Raw genomic sequence first — 18,678 nt, forward strand, 5'->3', positions numbered from 1 at the left:
GGCCCGCGGCGTGGCGGGCGGGTGGGTCGCCGCCGCCCTCAGGCCATCCACCGGTCCGGCGGCGCGTCCCGCCGCCCGGTCCGGGAGCGTTCCGCCTGGGCCCGCAGCAGTTCCGCCGCCTCGTCCGCGTCACGCAGTCGCGCGGTCACGGTCTTGTTCGCTCCCGTGTCCACCCGTACGTCGGCCAGCCGCAGCGCCCGCTGCCAGGGCCCCTGGGTGCGGCGCACGCTCTGCACCTTGGCGTGCGGCACCAGCGCCAGGGTGCGGCGCAGCAGCCCGTACCGGGCGGCGAAGACCGCGTCGGTGACGACGAGCCCGTAGCCGCGCCACCACCACGGCCGGCACCGTGCGGCGCGGCGCGGTGGCCGCGACAGCGCCGTGTCCGTCGGCACGGTCACCCCGGGCAGCACCCGCGCGACGACCGACTCCGCGATCTCCCGCGGGGCGACCGGCAGCAGCACGGAGTTCGACGACCCGGCCACGTCCAGCTCCACCCGCACCCAGCCCCGCCGCCGCCACAGCAGCGGCTCCACGATCCGTACGGTCTGCACCCGGCCCGGCGGCACGGTCTCGTGCGTGCGGTCCAGCAGGCCGCGGTCGATGCGCAGACCGTCCGGGGACTCGGCCACCGTCCAGTCGTACTCCCCGACGAACCGGCCCGCGCTGCTCGCGCCCGCGGCGCCCAGCAGGGGCAGGGCGGTCGCCAGCACCGTCCACAGGTTGTGGGTGGCCAGCCACAGCAGCGTCGGTACGAGGACGGCGGCGATCAGCGTGCCCCAGGTCGCGCCGGTCAGCAGCAGCGAGGCGGCGAGCACGCGCGGCGGCACCCGCAGCAACTGCCGGGAAGGGGCCTCGCCGACCTCGTGCGCGGTCTCGGGGGCGAGGCCGGCGGCGCGGGCGAGCAGCTCGGCCCGCAGCGCACCGGCCTCGTCGGCGCCCAGGAAGGCCAGCTCGTCCTTCTTGCCGGTGCCTATGACGTCGAGTTTCAGTTTCGCCACCCCGGCGACGCGGGCGAGCAGCGGCTGGGTGACGTCGATGGCCTGGACGCGTTCCAGGCGGATGTGGGCGGTGCGCCGGAACAGCAGACCGGTACGGATGCGCAGTTCCGTGTCGGTCACCGCGAAGTGGGTGAACCACCAGGTCAGGAAGCCGTACAGGGCGGCAGCCGGGATGAGTACGGCGAGGCCGATCAGCAGGTGGGTCGTCGTCAGCCGGGTGAGCTGGCGCTGCGCCTGGTCCGGATCGTGCACGGCCCACCCGACCAGCACGGCCACCGGCGCCCACGCCCGCCGCAACGGCGTGACGGGATGCAACCGCCGCTCGACGACACCCCCCGCGACCGGGGCCGTGCCGTCGAGCCCGGCCCCTGCCGGGTCGCCCTCGGCCGCGGTCGCACGGCTGCCGGCCTCGGCGCCGGTGGGGCCGTCTCCGGTCGCGGTCACACCGTGCCCGGGGCCGGTCCCGGTCGATCCGTCCGGGGTGCCGGTGTGGGGCGTGCCGGTGCCGGTGCGGGGCTTGGTCGTGCCGGTTCCGGTCGTCGTTCCGGCCCCGGTTCCGGTTCCGGTCGTCGTCCCGGTCTCGGTCCCGGTCGCGCCGTCTCCCGTTCCCGGTCGGCCGTTCTCCGCCCCGTGCGTGGTCACAGCCCCGCCGATCGGGCTTCGCCCAGCTCGGTGAGCCGGTCGCGCAGGCGTTCGGCCTCGGCCGGGTCGAGGCCGGGGATGGTCGCGTCGGTCGCGGCGGCCGCGGTGTGCAGTTGCACGCTGGCCAGGCCGAAGTACCGTTCCACCGGCCCGGACGTGACCTCGACCAGTTGCATTCGCCCGTACGGGACGACGGTCTCCTCCCGCCACAGCACGCCCCGGCTGATCAGCAGGTCGTCGGCTCGCTCGGCGTAGCGCCAGGAACGCCAGTTGCGCTCCAGCATCGCCCAGCCCCAGGCCGCCCCGGCCAGGGGGAGTACGGCCGACGTCGCCCAGAAGGGGCCCAGGAACAGCCCGAGCAGCACGCCCGCGGCGAGCGCGAGCAACCCCAGCCACACCACCAGCAACAGCCGCCGCATGCGCAGCAGTCCCGGTGGCAGGCCGGTCCACACCGGCTCGTCCGGCGCCGCCCGCGTCCCTCTCGCCGTACCCGTGTCGTCAGGGCTCCCCGTCTCCATGGGGCCAGCGTACGTAGGGGAGACTGTGGGCATGACTCCCAAGACGGAGACCATGGTCGGTATCGGCGGCGCCGCGGAGAGCACCGACATGGTGCTCAACATCGGGCCCCAGCACCCGAGCACGCACGGCGTGCTGCGGCTCAGGCTGGTGCTGGACGGCGAGCGCATCACGAGTGCCGAGCCCGTGATCGGCTACATGCACCGCGGCGCGGAGAAGCTGTTCGAGGCCCGGGACTACCGTCAGATCATCGTGCTCGCCAACCGCCACGACTGGCTGTCGGCGTTCTCCAACGAGCTGGGCGTGGTCCTCGCCGTGGAGCGGATGCTCGGCATGGAGGTCCCCCCGCGCGCGGTGTGGCTGCGGACGCTGCTCGCGGAGCTCAACCGGGTGCTCAACCATCTGATGTTCCTCGGGTCGTACCCGCTGGAGCTGGGCGGTATCACCCCGGTCTTCTACGCCTTCCGGGAGCGCGAGGTCCTCCAGAACGTGATGGAGGAGGTCTCCGGCGGGCGCATGCACTACATGTTCAACCGTGTCGGCGGCCTCAAGGAAGACCTGCCGGCCGGCTGGGCCACCCGCGCGCGCGGCGCCGTCGCCGCGGTGCGCTCGCGCATGGACGTCTTCGACGACCTGGTGCTCGGCAACGAGATCTTCCGGGGCCGTACCCGCGGGGTCGGCACCCTCGCCCCCGAGGCCGTGCACGCCTACGGCGTCAGCGGGCCGATCGCGCGCGCCTCGGGCGTCGACTTCGACCTGCGCCGCGACGAGCCGTACCTCGCCTACGGAGAACTCCAGGACACCCTGAAGGTCGTCACCCGGACCGAGGGCGACTGCCTCGCCCGCTTCGAGTGCCTCCTGGAGCAGACGCACAACGCCCTCGACCTCGCCGACGCCTGCCTGGACCGCCTGGCCGGACTGCCGCCCGGGCCGGTCAACCAGCGGCTCCCCAAGGTACTGAAGGCGCCCGAGGGCCACACGTACGCCTGGACCGAGAACCCGCTCGGCATCAACGGCTACTACCTGGTCAGCAAGGGCGAGAAGACGCCGTACCGGCTGAAGCTGCGCTCGGCCTCGTACAACAACATCCAGGCGCTCGCGGAACTGCTGCCCGGGACGCTGGTCGCGGACATGGTGGCGATCCTGGGGTCACTTTTCTTCGTGGTCGGGGACATCGACAAGTAGCGCGGACGCGTCGACGGCCCCCACCGGCTGGAGCAGCCACACGAAGTCGCCCAGCCCGCCCGGCGCGATCAGCTCGGCGGCCTCCGAGGCGCGCGTGAGGGCGCGTACGTACGCCGCCGGGTCGGTGGAGGCCAGTGTGAGCGGAGGGCGTGCGCCTGTGACACCGAGGGCGCGCAGGGCCTCGCGCTGGGGGCGCAGAAGCGCACCGGAGGGCGCGCACTCCGGAACGCACTTCTCGGCGTGACGCGCCGCGTCGCCTTCGGCGTGACGGGCCGCGCCACCGTCGGAGCGACGCGTCGCGTCGTCAGCGGCCTGACGCGCCGAGGAGCCTGCCGCCGCGCACGCGTCCAGGGCGACGTGCGAGGTGATGTCGCACGTCCCGTCGGGCACCGGCGCCGTCTCCCGCCCCTCCCGGAAACCGGTGAGCGACCCGTAGGGCGGGCGGGTGGCCGCGGTGTGGGCGTAGTCGGCGGCCACCGCGAGCCCGCCGTCCAGCGCCGCCACCGCGGACGCCCAGGCGGAGTCCCGGGGGAGGCCGATCTCGGCCCGCAGCCCCTCCTCGCCGGGCAGCGGCCACCAGCGCGCCAGCCACCGCGCCTCCGCCCCGCCCACCGGCTCCCCGAGCCGTTCGGTGCCGTCGTCGCGGACGAGCACCCGCCGTGCCACGCCGGCGGAGTCCACCTCGGCCACGTCCACGGGCACGTTGTCCAGCCACTCGTTGGCGAACAGCAGCCCCGTCACCCCGCCCGGCGGCTCGGGGAGCCACTCGATCCGGTGGTCCAGCCCCCGCGGGCGTCCGGCGACCTCGACGGCGTACGCGCGCGTGCGAGCGGCCACGTCGGCGGGCAGCGCGGCCAGTACCCCGGTGACCAGCTCGCCCCGCCCGGCCGCCATGTCCACGAAGCCCAGCGACGCGGGCCGCCCGAGCGCTTCGTCGACCCGGCACAGCAGCCGCGCCACGGCCCCGGCGAACAGCGGCGATGCGTGCACGGACGTGCGGAAGTGCCCGGCCGGACCCTCGGGCCGGACTCGGTAGAAGCCGGCCGGACCGTAGAGGGCGTCCTGCGTCGCTTCCCGCCAGCCCCGCCAGCCCCGCCAGAGGTCCCGCGTCCCAGAGGCCGCTCTGTTCCCTGTCGTCCCTCGCGTCACAGACCCAGGCTAGGCGGACAGGAGAGCGGAGCCTCCACCTTGCGGAGTACGCGCGCGGGACGCGGATCGGTCCTCCGGTTGACCCTTGCACCTATCGCGCTTCCCTACGCTGGTTTACGTGCAGCGCCTCTACGCTTTCCTCCGCAGACACCCGACCGGGGTCGACTGTTTCTGGGCTCTGGTCCTGTTCGGAGTCTCCGTCATGTCCGTGGTCCCCCAGCGGGAGGCCAGAGGGACGGACGCCACGGCGCTGATCATCCCCTGTGTCCTGCTGCTGTGCGTCGTGATAGCGCTGCGCCGGGTGGTGCCGGAGAAGATGCTGCTGCTGGCCGCCGCGGTGGGCCTCGGGCAGGTGGCGCTGGACGTGGCGACGATGGCGGCCGACTTCGCCCTCCTGGTGATCGTCTACACGGTGGCCGTGTCCGGCGCCCGCTGGGCCTCCAGAGCCGCCCTGACCATGGGGCTGTGCGCGGCGCCCGTCGCGCAGCTGCGCTGGCCCATGGAAGACGTGAGCATAGGCAACAACGTCGCGATAACGGTCTTCCAGACGGTGCCCTTCGCTCTGGCCTGGGTGCTCGGGGACTCCATCCGCACCCGCCGCGCCTACTTCGCGCAGCTGGAGGAGCGGGCCGCCCGGCTGGAGAAGGAGCGCGAGGCGCAGTCCAAGGTCGCGGTGGCCGCCGAGCGCGCCCGGATCGCGCGCGAGCTGCACGACGTCGTCGCGCACAACGTCTCCGTGATGGTGGTGCAGGCGGACGGCGCCGCCTACGTCCTGGACGCCGCCCCCGACCAGGCGAGGAAGGCCCTGGAGACCATCTCCTCCACCGGCCGCCAGGCCCTCGCCGAGATGCGCCGCCTGCTCGGCGTGCTGCGCACCGGCGAGCACCATGAGGCCGGTGAGTACGTACCGCAGCCGGACGTCCAGCAGATCGAGGACCTCGTCGAGCAGTGCCGCAGCTCGGGGCTGCCCGTGGACTTCAAGGTCGAGGGCAGCCCGCGCACGCTGCCCAGCGGCGTCGAGCTCACCGCGTACCGCATCGTGCAGGAGGCGCTGACCAACACGCGCAAGCACGGCGGCCCCAACGCGGGCGCCAGCGTGCGGCTGGTCTACTTCGACGACGGTCTCGGCCTGCTCATCGAGGACGACGGCAAGGGCGCCCCCCACGAGCTGTACGAGGAGGGTGGCTTCGACGGCCAGGGCCACGGCCTGATCGGCATGCGGGAACGCGTCGGCATGGTCGGCGGCACCCTGGACGCGGGCCCGCGGCAGGGCGGAGGATTCCGCATCAGTGCGTTGCTGCCGCTGAAACCCGCACACTGACACCCGTGCTCGTACGCATGTACGGCGTTGACACCTGTCACAACCGGCCGGCGATCCGGCGGAGAACCGGCGCAACCGGCACAACCGGACGGCCGGAGAACGGAAGAGGCCCCGATGGCGATCCGCGTAATGCTCGTCGACGACCAGGTGCTGCTGCGCACCGGTTTCCGGATGGTGCTGGCGGCCCAGCCGGACATGGAGGTCGTCGCCGAGGCCGGGGACGGCGTGGAGGCGCTCCAGGTGCTGCGTTCGACGGCCGTGGACGTCGTGCTGATGGACGTCCGCATGCCCAAGCTCGACGGCGTCGAGACCACCAACCGGATCTGCGTGGACCCGGACGCGCCGAAGGTGCTGATCCTGACCACCTTCGACCTCGACGAGTACGCCTTCTCGGCGCTGAAGGCGGGCGCCTCGGGCTTCATGCTGAAGGACGTGCCGCCCGGCGAACTCCTCGCGGCGATCCGTTCCGTGCACAGCGGTGACGCGGTGGTCGCCCCCTCGACCACCCGGCGGCTCCTGGACCGGTTCGCCCCGATGCTGCCGACCACCGGGCAGGAGCCCCGGCACAAGGAACTGCAGCGGCTCACCGGGCGCGAGCGGGAGGTCATGGTGCTGGTGGCCCAGGGCCTGTCCAACGGCGAGATCGCGGCCCGCCTCGTGCTGTCCGAGGCGACCGTGAAGACGCACGTGGGCCGCATCCTGACCAAGCTCGGCCTGCGCGACCGGGTGCAGGTCGTGGTCCTCGCCTACGAGACCGGGCTGGTGCGGGCCGGCGGCGGGCAGGGCTGAACGGCGGGCCGGGACCGGTGGCGGGGAGGGCCGGCTGAGGGCAGAGGCCGGGGGCGGAGAGGGCTGAACGGCGGGCCGGGGTCGACCGACCGCGGTCCGGCGGGTCAGCGGAGTATGCCCTCCAGGAAGTCGCTGCCCAGCCGGGCCACCACCGTCACGTCCAGCTGGTGCAGGACGTACCGTCCGCGCCGGCGCGTGGTGATCAGGCCCGCCTTCTTCAGCACGGCCAGGTGCCGGGATATCTCCGGGGCCGTCATGCCGTGCACCTGCGCCAGCTCGCTCGTGGTGTACGAACTGCGCGCCAGGTAGCGGCAGATCCGCATCCGGACCGGGTGCGACAGCGCGGACATCCGCAGGGTGAGCTGCTCGACCGACGGAGGCGAGGCCAGTTCCGGGGAGTTGACGGGATAGTGCAGCACCGGCTGCCAGTCGTAGCGGTGCAGGACGGACAGGTGGGGCCAGCCGAGGCTGGTGGGTATCAGCAGCAGGCCGCCGTCCCCGGTGGCCGTCCGGCCGTCCCCCAGCTTGTCGACCGTGATCCGCCCGGCGGGCTCGTCCAGCTCCACCGCCGGGGACACCGCCGCCAGCGCCTCGGCCAGGCCCCTGCGCCGCAGGATCTCCGTCTTGTGCCGGGCGTCGGCCGCGAGCTGATGGCACAGCCGGGACCAGGCCGCCGCGAAGAACGCCTCGTCGCAGTCCTGCGCGAACTGCCGCAGCCAGCTCCGGATGCGGGGCGGGTCGGCCAGCAGCCGCTCGCTGAAGCGCAGCTGCTGCGGCCCCCGCGCGGCGGCCAGGTCCAGCGCCCGCCGGCGCACCCCGGCGTCCGTGAGCGCGGAGACCCCACGGGTGCTGTACGGCAGGGCACAGGTGAACTCCAGCGCCGCGTCCACGAACTGCTCGTCGGTCAGCTTGTCGAGCAGGTCCAGGTCGTCGGCGAGGGTGGCGCCGGGCAGGGTGCTGCGGCCCGGCACGCCCGCGAACGGCATGAAGAGGTCCGAGAACGTCGTACGCCACAGGAAGTCGGCCTCGCACATCCGGTCGGCCAGATGCGAGTCGAGCCCGGCGGTCACGCCCGTGGCCCAGCCCTGGAGGCCCGGGTGGTGCCCCGGCTCGGACAGCGCGTGCAGCGCCATGCCCAGCTCGGCCAGGGGCGAGGGCACGACGGCGACCCTCTCCGGCCGCAGCCCCGCGATGTCGATGTGCACGCTCATGTCCTCATGGTGCACCCGGCCACCGACAACGCCGCCGTCGATTGACCGTCGCGGTCAATCGACGCGACCGCCGCGCCGCACCGGCGCAGGCTGGACCCACCGGGGCAGCCGCGGAGCCCGCCCTCCCCGCCAGACGTCCCTCCGAGAAGGCGATCCGCCATGAGCGTCACGCAGCAGTACCTCCTCGACATCCACCGCGCCCGGCAGCTGGGTGAGCCCGCGCCGCCGGCGCCCGGCACCCACGACCGGCAGGTCGTGCGCGCCTGGCGCGACCGCCGCCGGTTCCACGCGGTCCTCGCCGGCCGCCCGGTGCGCGGGCGCGTACGGCGCGCCCTGCGCCGGCGGTGGCCGCTCCCGCCACGGGCCTGACCCGCGAGGCCGACCGCGGCCGTCGATGCGGTCGGCACCCGGCACCCGGCACCCGGCGACCGGCGACCGGCACCGGCACCGGCACGCGGCGACCGGCGATCGGCACGCGGCGATCGGCGATCGGTGCGGTCAGCCCTCCGGCGGTCGGTCGGTCGCTCGCTCGGCGCGGTCAGCCGGTCAGCCGGTCATCGTCAGCCGGCCGCCAGAGCCGGTGCACCGCTCCGTCGGTCAGCCGGTCAGCCGGGCCGCGAAGTCGGCCACCGCGGCCCTCACGTCGTCGGCCGTCCACCGCAGGCCCGCCGCCTCCACCCCGACCTCGGTGACGGCGAGCCCCGGACCGGGGGTCTGCCAGCCCCGGGAGAAGAGCAGCGTGCCGGTCTCCTCACCCTGCCGGACCGCGGCCTCACCGACGACCTCGGCCTCGTACGGCAACCAGACCTGGAACTCGTGGGTGTGCGGTACCTCGGGGTGCACCCGCGCCCACGGCAGCCCGGCCGCCGCGAAGCCCTCCCGCAGCGCGGCGGCCACCACGCGCGCGTGGGCCACGTACTCCGGCAGCCGGGGCAGCTCGCGCTCCAGGCCGGCCAGCGCCGACAGCACCGTGGGGAACTGCTGGAAGACCTCGCCGCCGTACCGGTGCCGCCAGGCCCTGGCCTCCTCGATCAGGGTCCGGGGGCCGGCGAGAGCGGCGCCGCCGTAGCCCTTGAGGGACTTGTAGAACGAGACGTACACGCTGTCCGCGAGACCCGCGATCTCGGCCGCGGACCGGCCGAAGTGGACGGTGGACTCCCACAGACGGGCACCGTCGAAGTGGACCACCGCGTCGCGCTCCCGCGCGGCGTCGACGACCTCGGTGAGCTCCTCCCAGGTGGGCAGCACGAAGCCGGCCTCCCTGAGCGGCAGCTCCAGCATCAGGGCCCCGAAGGGTTCCTCGAAACCGCGTACCTCCTCGGCCGTCGGTATCCGCGGCTCACTGGTCAGCCGTACCGGGCGCAAGCCGCTGACCAGGCTGAAGGCGTTGCGTTCGTGCAGCTCGGGGTGGCTGAGACCGTGCAGGGCGACCGCCGGGTCGCCGGTACGCCCCGCCCAGCAGCGCAGCGCCACCTGCTGGGCCATGGTGCCGGTCGGGAAGAACGCGGCGGCCTCGGTGCCGAGCAGGGCGGCGGTCTTCTCCTCCAGGGCCTCCACGATGCCGTTGCCGTACATGTCGGAGGCCTCGTCGAGGTCGTACAGCTCAGCGGCCCCGTCCAGCAGGGCGAGCCGCTCGCGCAGGGTCGTACCGAAACCCGGTGCGGCGAGCACGCGCCGGGCACCGCGGTGGGCGGCCACGCGCCGCTCCCGGAGTCCGCGGCCGGGCACCTCCGCCGCCTCCGTTCCGGCCGGTCCCGGCGCCCCGGCCCTCCGCTCGCGCCGCACCGCGTCCTCGCCCCCTCCCGCCTCCGCGCCCCGCGCCCCGCGCTCGTCGTGTTCCGTCCGCTCCGCCGCATCGCTCATGCCGGGATCATGCCGCGCGGACGTCGGCGTGGGCACGCCGTTTTTCCCACAGCTTCCGCCACGCCCGACCACGCGCGGGGAGAGGTGTGCGCCGTCACCGCACGGAAACCCACAGCCTGTGGACAACCGGACGTGCCCCGAACCAATCGCGTTAACATGACGAGAAATCGTCCGGTACCCCGAGCGGACTGGAACGGGAAGGCCGCCGTCGCGTGAACACAGCCCCACAGCCAGACCCCAAGGACCGCCCCGCGCGGCTCACCGTAGGCGTCGTCGGCGCCGGACGCGTGGGCCCCGCGCTGGCCGCGTCCCTCCAGCTCGCCGGGCACCGCCCGGTGGCCGTCTCCGGGGTCTCCGACGCCTCCAGACGGCGTGCCGCCGCACTGCTCCCCGACGTGCCGCTCGTGCCGCCGGCGGAGGTCCTCCAGCGCGCGGAGCTGGTCCTTCTGACGGTCCCCGACGACGCCCTGCCGGACCTGGTGACCGGGCTCGCCGAGACGGGGGCGGTGCGTCCGGGCCAGCTGCTCGTGCACACCTCCGGGCGGTTCGGCGCCAAGATCCTCGACCCCGCGCTGCGCGCCGGCGCCCTGCCGCTGGCCCTGCACCCCGCGATGACCTTCACCGGCACGCCCGTGGACGTCCAACGCCTGGCCGGCTGCTCGTTCGGCGTGACCGCTCCCGAGGAGCTGCGGCTGGCCGCCGAGGCCCTGGTCATCGAGATGGGCGGCGAGCCGGAGTGGATCGCCGAGGAGAAGCGCCCGCTGTACCACGCCGCCCTCGCACTCGGCGCCAACCACCTGGTCACCCTGGTCGCCCAGTCCATGGAGCTGTTGCGCACGGCCGGCGTCGAGGCTCCCGACCGCATGCTCGGCCCGCTGCTGGGCGCGGCCCTGGACAACGCCCTGCGCTCGGGTGACGCGGCGCTCACCGGCCCCGTCGCGCGCGGGGACGCGGGCACGGTCGCCGCGCACATCGTGGAGCTGCGCGCCCACGCCCCGCAGGCCGTCGCCGGCTACCTGGCCATGGCACGCGCGACCGCCGACCGGGCCCTGGACCACGGCCTGCTGAAGGCCGAACTCGCCGAGGACCTGCTCGGAGTACTCGCCGACGGAACCGGCGCGGCAGGCGCCCCCACGAACACCGAAGGCGCCCGGGGACCCGCAGGCCCAGCGGCCCCCGAAAGCCCAGCAGACGCAGCAGACCCCACAGCCCCCGCAGACCCAGCCAAGAACACCGACGACCGCGACGGAACGGACGGCACCGGCCCCGGCCCCGAGGGAGACGCCCGATGACCACCACCCCGCCCGTCCTGCTGCGCACCGCCGACGAGCTGCACGCGCGCGTGCGGCACGGCCGCCGGGCCGTCGTGATGACCATGGGCGCCCTGCACGAGGGCCACGCCACCCTGATCCGCGCGGCGCGCGACCTCGTGGGCGGTGACGGCGAGGTCGTCGTCACCGTCTTCGTCAACCCGCTCCAGTTCGGCGCCGGCGAGGACCTCGACCGCTACCCGCGCACCCTGGACGCCGACCTGGAGATCGCCGGGCGGGCGGGCGCGGACGCCGTCTTCGCCCCCTCCGTCGAGGAGGTCTACCCGGGCGGCGAGCCCCAGGTGCGCGTCACGGCGGGCCCCATGGGCGAACGCCTGGAGGGTGCCTCCCGCCCCGGTCACTTCGACGGCATGCTCACCGTCGTCGCCAAGCTGCTCCACCTCACCCGCCCGGACCTCGCCCTCTACGGCCAGAAGGACGCCCAGCAGCTGGCCCTGATCCGCCGCATGGTCCGCGACCTGAACTTCGGCGTGGACATCGTCGGCGTCCCCACCGTGCGCGAGGAGGACGGCCTGGCCCTGTCGAGCCGCAACCGCTACCTCTCGCCCCAGGACCGGCGCACGGCCCTCGCCCTCTCCCAGGCGCTGTTCGCCGGCCTGGACCGGCACGCCGCCCAGGAGGCCCTGCGCGCGCGGGCCCGCGAAGTACCCGCCACGCAGGCACGCGCCGAGGCGCTCAGCGCCCTGGGCGAGTCCCGCGCGGCAGCCGACGCGCACGCCGTCGCCACCTCGGCCCCGGCGAGCACCACGGCGAGCGCCACGGCCGTCAAGGCCGCCGCCCGCCTGGTCCTGGACGACGCCGCCCGCCTCGACCCCCCGTTGGAGCTGGACTACCTCGCCCTGGTCGACCCGTCCGACTTCACGGAGGTCGGCGACGACCACACCGGCGAGGCCGTCCTCGCGGTCGCCGCCCGGGTCGGCGCGACCCGGCTGATCGACAACGTCCCCCTCACCTTCGGAGCCGCCTCGTGACCAGCACAGGCATACGTCTGCACGCCCCCGCGCCCGGCTGGGCCATCGCCGCGGACGTGGTGGTCGTAGGCTCCGGCGTCGCCGGACTCACCGCGGCCCTGCGCTGCGAGGCCGCGGGGCTGCGGACGGTCGTCGTCACCAAGGCCCGCCTCGACGACGGTTCCACCCGGTGGGCGCAGGGCGGTATCGCGGCGGCCCTCGGCGAGGGCGACACTCCGGAGCAGCACCTGGACGACACCCTGGTGGCCGGCGCGGGCCTGTGCGACGAGGAGGCGGTCCGCACCCTGGTCACCGAGGGCCCGGACGCCGTACGCCGCCTCATCGCCACCGGCGCGCACTTCGACGAGTCCACCGAGGGCGGGCTGGCCCTCACCCGGGAGGGCGGCCACCACCGCCGCCGCATCGCCCACGCCGGCGGTGACGCCACGGGCGCGGAGATCTCCCGCGCCCTGGTCGAGGCGGTACGCGCGCGAGGGATGCGCACGATCGAGAACGCCCTCGTCCTGGACCTCCTCACGGACGCCGGGGGCCGCACCGCCGGCGTCACCCTGCACGTCATGGGCGAGGGCCAGCACGACGGCGTCGGGGCGGTCCACGCCCCCGCGGTGGTCCTCGCCACCGGCGGCATGGGCCAGGTCTTCTCGGCGACGACGAACCCGTCCGTCTCCACGGGCGACGGCGTCGCGCTCGCCCTCCGCGCGGGCGCCGAGGTGAGCGACCTCGAGTTCGTCCAGTTCCACCCCACGGTCCTCTTCCTCGGCCCGGACGCCGAGGGCCAGCAGCCCCTGGTGTCCGAGGCGGTGCGCGGCGAGGGCGCCCACCTGGTGGACGCGGACGGCGTGCGCTTCATGCTCGGACAGCACGAGCTGGCCGAACTGGCCCCCCGCGACATCGTCGCCAAGGGCATCATGCGCCGCATGCAGGAGCGGGGCACCGAGCACATGTACCTGGACGCGCGCCACTTCGGGGCGGCGATGTGGGAGCACCGCTTCCCGACGATCCTCGCCGCCTGCCGCGCCCACGGCATCGACCCGGTCACCGAGCCGATCCCGGTCGCCCCCGCCGCCCACTACGCCTCCGGCGGAGTCCGCACCGACGCCCACGGCCGTACGACGGTCGCCGGCCTCTACGCCTGCGGCGAGGTCGCCTGCACCGGCGTGCACGGCGCCAACCGCCTGGCCTCCAACTCCCTCCTGGAGGGCCTGGTCTACGCCGAACGCATCGCCGCCGACATCGCGGCGAGCCACGCGGCCGACACGCTCCCCGCGCCCGCGCCCGCCCCCCTCCCGCAGCCGGCCCACCCGGCGCACCCGCTGCTCCCGCCCGAGGCCCGCCTCACCGTCCAGCGGATCATGACCGGGGGCGCGGGCGTCCTGCGCTCGGCCGACTCCCTCGCGCGCGCGGCCGACCAGCTGCACCACCTCCACACCGAGGCCCGCGAAGCCCTGTACGAGAACGGCAAGACGTCCGAGCCGGGCGTCGACACCTGGGAGGCCACCAACCTCCTGTGCGTCGCCCGCGTCCTGGTGGCCGCCGCGCAGCGACGCGAGGAGACCCGCGGCTGCCACTGGCGCGAGGACCACGCGGACCGCGACGACACGACGTGGCGCCGCCACATCGTCGTACGCCTGAACCCGGACCGGACCCTCGCCGTGCACACCACGGAGACCGCAGACTTCCCCCCGACCACCGACAGCCCCCAGTCCCCGCAGCGTCCCCAGGAGCAGTGACAGCAGTGAACACCCCCGACCTTCCCCTCGCCTCCGGCGGAGGCTGCGGCGACGGCTGCGCCTGCGGCGCGGACACCGACGAAGAGACCTACATGGAGTGCGGCCTCGATCCCGCACTCGCGGCACTTCTCCTCGACTCGGGTCTCGACCCGGTGGAGGTCGAGGACATCGCGAACATCGCCGTCCAGGAGGACCTGGCGGGCGGCGTCGACGTGACGACGGTCGCGACCATCCCCGAGGACGCCGTGGCCACCGCCGACTTCACCGCGCGGGAGGCCGGCGTCGTGGCGGGCCTCAGGGTCGCCGAGGCGGTCCTGTCGGTCGTCTGCACGGACGAGTTCGAGGTGGAACGCCACCTGGAGGACGGCGACCGCGTCGAAGCGGGCCAGAAGCTCCTCTCGGTCACCACCCGCACCCGCGACATCCTCACCGCCGAACGCAGCGCGCTGAACCTGCTGTGCCGCCTGTCGGGCATCGCGACGGCCACGCGCGCGTGGACGGACGTTCTGGAGGGCACCAAGGCCCGGGTCCGGGACACCCGCAAGACCACCCCCGGCCTGCGCAGCCTCGAGAAGTTCGCGGTCCGCTGCGGCGGCGGCGTCAACCACCGCATGTCCCTCTCGGACGCGGCCCTGGTCAAGGACAACCACGTGGTGGCCGCGGGCGGCGTCGCGCAGGCCTTCCAGACGGTCCGCGAGAGCTTCCCCGACCTCCCCATCGAGGTCGAGGTCGACACCCTGCACCAGCTCCGCGAGGTCGTGGACGCGGGCGCCGACCTGATCCTCCTGGACAACTTCACCCCGGACGAGTGCGAGGAAGCCGTCGCCCTGGTCGCCGGCCGGGCCGCCCTGGAGGCCTCGGGCCGCCTGACCGTCGGCAACGCCAAGGCGTACGCGGCCACGGGAGTCGACTACCTGGCCGTGGGCGCCCTCACCCACAGCTCCCCGATCCTGGACATCGGCCTGGACCTGCGAGCGGCGGAGTAGAGCCATGCTGCTGACGATCGACGTAGGCAACACCCACACCGTCCTCGGCCTCTTCGACGGCGAGGACATCGTCGAGCACTGGCGCATCTCGACGGACTCGCGCCGCACGGCCGACGAACTGGCCGTCCTCCTCCAGGGCCTGATGGGCATGCACCCGCTCCTCGGCGACGAACTGGGCGACGGCATCGACGGCATCGCCATCTGCGCGACGGTCCCCTCGGTCCTGCACGAACTCCGCGAGGTCACCCGCCGCTACTACGGCGACGTCCCCGCGGTCCTCGTCGAACCGGGCGTCAAGACGGGCGTCCCGATCCTCACCGACCACCCCAAGGAGGTCGGCGCCGACCGCATCATCAACGCGGTCGCGGCCGTCGAGCTCTACGGCGGCCCGGCGATCGTCGTGGACTTCGGCACCGCGACGACGTTCGACGCGGTCAGCGCGCGCGGGGAGTACGTCGGCGGGGTCATCGCCCCCGGCATCGAGATCTCGGTCGAGGCGCTCGGCGTCAAGGGCGCCCAGCTCCGCAAGATCGAGGTGGCCCGCCCGCGCAGCGTGATCGGCAAGAACACGGTCGAGGCGATGCAGTCCGGGATCGTCTACGGCTTCGCCGGCCAGGTCGACGGCGTCGTCAACCGCATGGCCCGCGAACTGGCCACCGACCCCGACGACGTCACGGTCATCGCGACGGGCGGGCTCGCACCGATGGTCCTGGGCGAGTCCTCGGTCATCGACGAACACGAACCGTGGCTGACCCTGATGGGCCTCCGCCTGGTCTACGAACGAAACGTCTCCCGCATGTAGCCGCCGCCCGCCCGAAACCAGCAAGCCAGCCGCCGGGGGACGCCCCGCACCCCCCGCCCGCCCGGAACCAGCAAGCCAGCCGCCGGGGGACGTCCCGCATCCCCGCCCGCCCGGAAGCAACAAGCCAGCGGCCGGGGGACGCCCCGCACCCCCCGCCCGCCCGGAACCAGCGAGCCAACGGGCGGGGGCGACCCGCGCCCGCGTACGGCGGCAAGGGGCCGTGCCGGGGGGGTGCCTCTATGTCCTTCGTCAAGCGCGGCGTGGCCGCCTCCCAGGACGCGTCGTCAAGCGCGCGCCGTTGCGTCTTCGCCGGCTGCGGGTGCGGCTCGGGTGGACGCGCCGGGGCGGGGGGCGTTCGTGTGGCGTTGCGGAGTCCGTTGGTTGCCGCGCCGGAGTGGTCATGCGCGGTGCGGGGGCGCGTCGGCGGCTTCGCGGAGTCGGGTTGCGGCTGGGGGTGCTCTATGTCCTTCGTCAAGCGAGTCGAGGGCTCCTCGGCTCGTAGAAGGTTCCGTCGCGGAGCAGGGCGAACAGGACGCTGATGCGATGGCGGGCGAGGCGGAGGAGGGCCTGGGTGTGGGTTTTGCCGCGGGCTCGGCAGCGGTCGTAGTAGGTGCGGGAGGCGGGGTCGTGGAGGGCTGCGAACGCGGAGAGGAACATCGCTCGTTTCAGCTGCCGGTTGCCGCCTCTGGGGGCGTGCTCGCCGTGGATCGACGTGCCGGACTGCCGGGTTACCGGGGCGAGGCCGGCGTAGGAGGCCAGGTGGGCGGCGGTGGGAAAGCTGCTGCCGTCGCCGACGGTGGCCAGGAGGACTGCGGCGGTCCTGACGCCGATGCCGGGCATCGAGGTCAGGACCTGGGAAAGAGGGTGGGCCTCCAGCAGTGCCTCAATCCGCGTTTCCAGGGCCCGGCGTTGTTCGTGAACGGCGGCCAGCGACTTCGCCAGCGACGGGACGATCACGTCGAGGGTGCCGGTGCCCGGGACGACGACGGTCTGCTCGTCGAGTGCGGTGAAGGTGTCGTCGACCAGCCGCTCGGCCATGCGCGGGGCTCTCGGGCGGACGACCTCGACCAGCTTGCGGCGGCCCGCTTTGCGGAGTGCTTGCGGGGATCCGTAACGCTCGAGGAGCCAGGTCACTGCCGGATGGTCCAGGCGCGGGCCGAGGACGCGCTCCAGGCTGGGGTGGAACTGGGTGAGCAGGCCGCGGATGCGGTTGGAGGTGCGGTTGGCCTCGCCTGCGAGGTCCTGGTCGAAGCCGACCAGCATGGTCAGCTCCGCGGTGACCTCATCGGTCAGGTCGAGGGTGCGCAGGGTGTGGGGCATGGTGCGGGCAGCGTCCGCAATGACCGCGGCGTCCTTCGCGTCGGTCTTGGCCTCGCCCGGGTAGAGGTCGGCGATCCGGCGCATCGCCAGTCCGGGCAGGTAGGCGACCTGGCAGCCGGCGTCCCGGGCGACGGTCAGTGGGAGGGCGCCGATGGAGGCGGGCTGGTCCACGATCACCAGGACGGTGCCGAACTTGGCCGTGAGCTTGTCGAAGACAGCCCGCAGCTTCGGTTCGCTGTTCGGCAGCTGCTTGTCGAACACCTTCTTCCCGGCCGGGGTCAGGCCGTGGCCGTGATGCGTCTGCTTGCCGACGTCCAGGCCCAGGAAGACGCCCACCCCGTCGATGCTGATCACCGTGCCCCCACATGTGTCGATGCGTGCCGGCCTCAAGGTCGGGAGCCGTTCTCGCGCATCCACGTTATGCAGACCTGCCGCCCGCGAGCGGCCTGGCATTGCGCCCGGCCGGACGGTGGTCGGACCTCTGATCAGCGTCTCCGACGGCACCCCTCGGACCCGGTGACACCACCCCCCAGGTCATCCCATCGACAGGGGGCAACAGTCATGCCGGGCCCGGAGGCCAGCGGCCCTCTTGCAGGACCGCGAAAAAGATAACGGGGGGTGTCCGCCCGCAGCGGTTGGCGCGTCAACGCCCTCACCTCCCGGCCGACCGACTCCGCGCCGTTCCGAGGACCGATACCCCCCGGCGCGGCCCCGACCCACAGCCCACCGCACGCGCACCGCACACCCCCACCGAACCCGCACAGGCGCCGCAGGCACCCCGCACCGAAACCGGCACAGGCGCCGCAGGCAGGCCACCCGCACCCCCACCGAACCGCACAGGCCGCCGCAGGCAGCCCACCCGCACCCCCCAAACCCCGCAGGCCGCCGCAGGCCCCCCGCCCAACCGCCGGAGGCCCTCGCATCCGAGTGGCCCCCCACGCCACACCCACCCCCTATGCCGAGTTTGTCTGATTAGCGCGTATCGTCGCCCCATGCCCACGCCCTACGGATCCCGCGGCGGTATGGCGTTCGGTGCCCAGGAGCTGCGTGTGCTCCGGCGCGCCCTCGCCCTCGCCCTGAACCCCAGCCCCGTCACGGCGGAGGAGGCCCAGGACTGCCTCCGCCTCGCAGAGTCGCTCGACGAGGCGATGCGGGAGAGCGCCCGGCTGCGCGCCTTCCTGGTGGCCGACCTCGCCCGGTACCGCGCCGCCCTCCCCGGCACCGCCACCGGTTACCTCACGCTCCTGGACGAGGCGCTGAGTGCCGGCCACCGCCCCGACGCGGACGACCTCGCCGCCCTCGGAGCCCTGCGCGGCAACGCCACCGCGGCCGCTCTCCTCGACCGCTGCAGACCCCCACGCGCCAGGGCAGGCACGGCGACCACCGCGACCACCACCACCGCGACCGGCGTCACGACCACCGCGCCCACCGTCGTCCTCCCCGCCGCACGCACCCGCCTCCACGCCCTCCCCGGCGGCCAGCAGCCCGAGAAGAAGCCCGCGCAGAAGCCGGCCCCCCGCCCCGCCCCGGCCACGCCGAAACGCCCCGTCCCCACCCCGGGCGAGGTCTTCCCCCGCCGCAAGCCGGCCCCTCCCGCCCCCGGCTCCCGGCACCACCTCGCCGTCGGCTGACCCGGCCTGGCTACCCTGGGGTCATGGACTACGTCTCCGCGCTCCTGCCCCCGGCCGTCATGGCCGTGTTCTTCATCGGCGTGATCAGGGTGATCGTGAAGACCCAGGGCGGCGCCAACAAGGCCAAGGAGGACGCGGCCGTGGACGCCGCCCTCGCGCGAGCGGAGGGCGCCCGCCAGCCGTCCGCCCACCCCGAGGCCTGACCTCCGGCTCCCTTCTCTCGCCTCCCCCTC

General features: G+C 74.2%; 17 protein-coding genes. 11 read left to right on the top strand and 6 right to left on the bottom strand.

Going from position 1 to position 18,678, the window contains the following annotated elements:
• Positions 1-38: 38 nt before the first annotated feature.
• The gene (locus SAM23877_RS19760; RefSeq protein ID WP_053142662.1) at positions 39-1,313 is read right to left on the bottom strand and encodes a PH domain-containing protein; all 1,275 of its coding nucleotides are present in this window, start codon (positions 1,311-1,313) and stop codon (positions 39-41) included.
• Between the two features lie 323 nt (positions 1,314-1,636).
• A complete protein-coding gene (locus tag SAM23877_RS19765; protein WP_053134884.1) occupies positions 1,637-2,158 on the bottom strand; it encodes a PH domain-containing protein in 522 nt (173 codons plus the stop codon).
• Between the two features lie 31 nt (positions 2,159-2,189).
• Here SAM23877_RS19765 and SAM23877_RS19770 point away from each other — a divergent pair, with 31 nt between their 5' ends.
• Complete coding sequence (locus SAM23877_RS19770) at positions 2,190-3,341, top strand: NADH-quinone oxidoreductase subunit D (RefSeq protein WP_053134887.1); 1,152 nt, start codon at positions 2,190-2,192, stop codon at positions 3,339-3,341.
• On the opposite strand, the gene SAM23877_RS19775 is transcribed toward SAM23877_RS19770, so the two are convergent.
• The gene (locus SAM23877_RS19775) at positions 3,306-4,490 is read right to left on the bottom strand and encodes an SAM-dependent methyltransferase (RefSeq protein ID WP_053134890.1); all 1,185 of its coding nucleotides are present in this window, start codon (positions 4,488-4,490) and stop codon (positions 3,306-3,308) included. The two genes, SAM23877_RS19770 and SAM23877_RS19775, sit on opposite strands and share 36 nt — an antisense overlap.
• Before the next feature lie 118 nt (positions 4,491-4,608).
• Here SAM23877_RS19775 and SAM23877_RS19780 point away from each other — a divergent pair, with 118 nt between their 5' ends.
• Both SAM23877_RS19780 and SAM23877_RS19785 read left to right on the top strand, forming a co-directional pair.
• Entirely contained in the window at positions 4,609-5,811 is a 1,203-nt protein-coding gene (locus tag SAM23877_RS19780) for a sensor histidine kinase (protein WP_053134893.1), read from the top strand.
• A gap of 114 nt (positions 5,812-5,925) precedes the next feature.
• Entirely contained in the window at positions 5,926-6,600 is a 675-nt protein-coding gene (locus tag SAM23877_RS19785; RefSeq protein ID WP_053134896.1) for a response regulator, read from the top strand.
• 104 nt (positions 6,601-6,704) lie between these two features.
• Here SAM23877_RS19785 and SAM23877_RS19790 read toward each other — a convergent pair whose 3' ends face one another.
• Positions 6,705-7,811, bottom strand: coding sequence for a DUF5937 family protein (locus SAM23877_RS19790; RefSeq protein WP_053134899.1), 1,107 nt, complete (start codon positions 7,809-7,811; stop codon positions 6,705-6,707).
• A gap of 159 nt (positions 7,812-7,970) precedes the next feature.
• Between SAM23877_RS19790 and SAM23877_RS19795 the strand changes: the two genes are divergently transcribed.
• Positions 7,971-8,180, top strand: a complete 210-nt coding sequence (locus SAM23877_RS19795) for a hypothetical protein (protein WP_053134902.1) — start codon at positions 7,971-7,973, stop codon at positions 8,178-8,180.
• Between the two features lie 228 nt (positions 8,181-8,408).
• Here the strand turns inward: SAM23877_RS19795 and SAM23877_RS19800 are convergent, their stop codons facing one another.
• The gene (locus tag SAM23877_RS19800) at positions 8,409-9,674 is read right to left on the bottom strand and encodes a threonine aldolase family protein (RefSeq protein ID WP_079030319.1); all 1,266 of its coding nucleotides are present in this window, start codon (positions 9,672-9,674) and stop codon (positions 8,409-8,411) included.
• Positions 9,675-9,886: 212 nt separating this feature from the next.
• Between SAM23877_RS19800 and SAM23877_RS19805 the strand changes: the two genes are divergently transcribed.
• From SAM23877_RS19805 to SAM23877_RS19825, 5 genes are read left to right on the top strand one after another with little or no spacing between them, the layout of a single operon-like run.
• On the top strand, positions 9,887-10,966 hold the full coding sequence (locus SAM23877_RS19805) for a Rossmann-like and DUF2520 domain-containing protein (protein ID WP_053134905.1): 1,080 nt from the start codon (positions 9,887-9,889) through the stop codon (positions 10,964-10,966).
• Positions 10,963-11,976 (top strand): pantoate--beta-alanine ligase, encoded by a 1,014-nt coding sequence (gene panC / locus SAM23877_RS19810; protein WP_053134909.1) that lies wholly within the window; start codon positions 10,963-10,965, stop codon positions 11,974-11,976. The genes SAM23877_RS19805 and panC overlap by 4 nt, the downstream gene beginning before the upstream one ends.
• Complete coding sequence (locus tag SAM23877_RS19815; protein WP_053134912.1) at positions 11,973-13,706, top strand: L-aspartate oxidase; 1,734 nt, start codon at positions 11,973-11,975, stop codon at positions 13,704-13,706. The genes panC and SAM23877_RS19815 overlap by 4 nt, the downstream gene beginning before the upstream one ends.
• Positions 13,707-13,711: 5 nt before the next feature.
• A complete protein-coding gene (gene nadC, locus SAM23877_RS19820) occupies positions 13,712-14,692 on the top strand; it encodes a carboxylating nicotinate-nucleotide diphosphorylase (RefSeq protein ID WP_053134915.1) in 981 nt (326 codons plus the stop codon).
• 4 nt (positions 14,693-14,696) lie between these two features.
• Positions 14,697-15,494 carry a type III pantothenate kinase gene (locus SAM23877_RS19825; RefSeq protein WP_053134917.1) on the top strand — a complete coding sequence of 266 codons (798 nt, stop codon included), beginning with the start codon at positions 14,697-14,699 and terminating at the stop codon, positions 15,492-15,494.
• 471 nt (positions 15,495-15,965) lie between these two features.
• Here SAM23877_RS19825 and SAM23877_RS19830 read toward each other — a convergent pair whose 3' ends face one another.
• Positions 15,966-17,168: an IS110-like element ISSam1 family transposase gene (locus SAM23877_RS19830; protein WP_053126455.1), complete on the bottom strand. Its 1,203-nt coding sequence runs from the start codon at positions 17,166-17,168 to the stop codon at positions 15,966-15,968.
• A gap of 638 nt (positions 17,169-17,806) precedes the next feature.
• Between SAM23877_RS19830 and SAM23877_RS19835 the strand changes: the two genes are divergently transcribed.
• Together SAM23877_RS19835 and SAM23877_RS19840 are read left to right on the top strand one after the other, a co-directional pair.
• Positions 17,807-18,445: a hypothetical protein gene (locus tag SAM23877_RS19835; RefSeq protein ID WP_079030320.1), complete on the top strand. Its 639-nt coding sequence runs from the start codon at positions 17,807-17,809 to the stop codon at positions 18,443-18,445.
• 23 nt (positions 18,446-18,468) lie between these two features.
• Complete coding sequence (locus SAM23877_RS19840; RefSeq protein ID WP_053134922.1) at positions 18,469-18,648, top strand: hypothetical protein; 180 nt, start codon at positions 18,469-18,471, stop codon at positions 18,646-18,648.
• Positions 18,649-18,678: the final 30 nt, after the last annotated feature.

The organism is Streptomyces ambofaciens ATCC 23877 (assembly GCF_001267885.1).
Classification (GTDB): Bacteria; Actinomycetota; Actinomycetes; order Streptomycetales; family Streptomycetaceae; genus Streptomyces; species Streptomyces ambofaciens.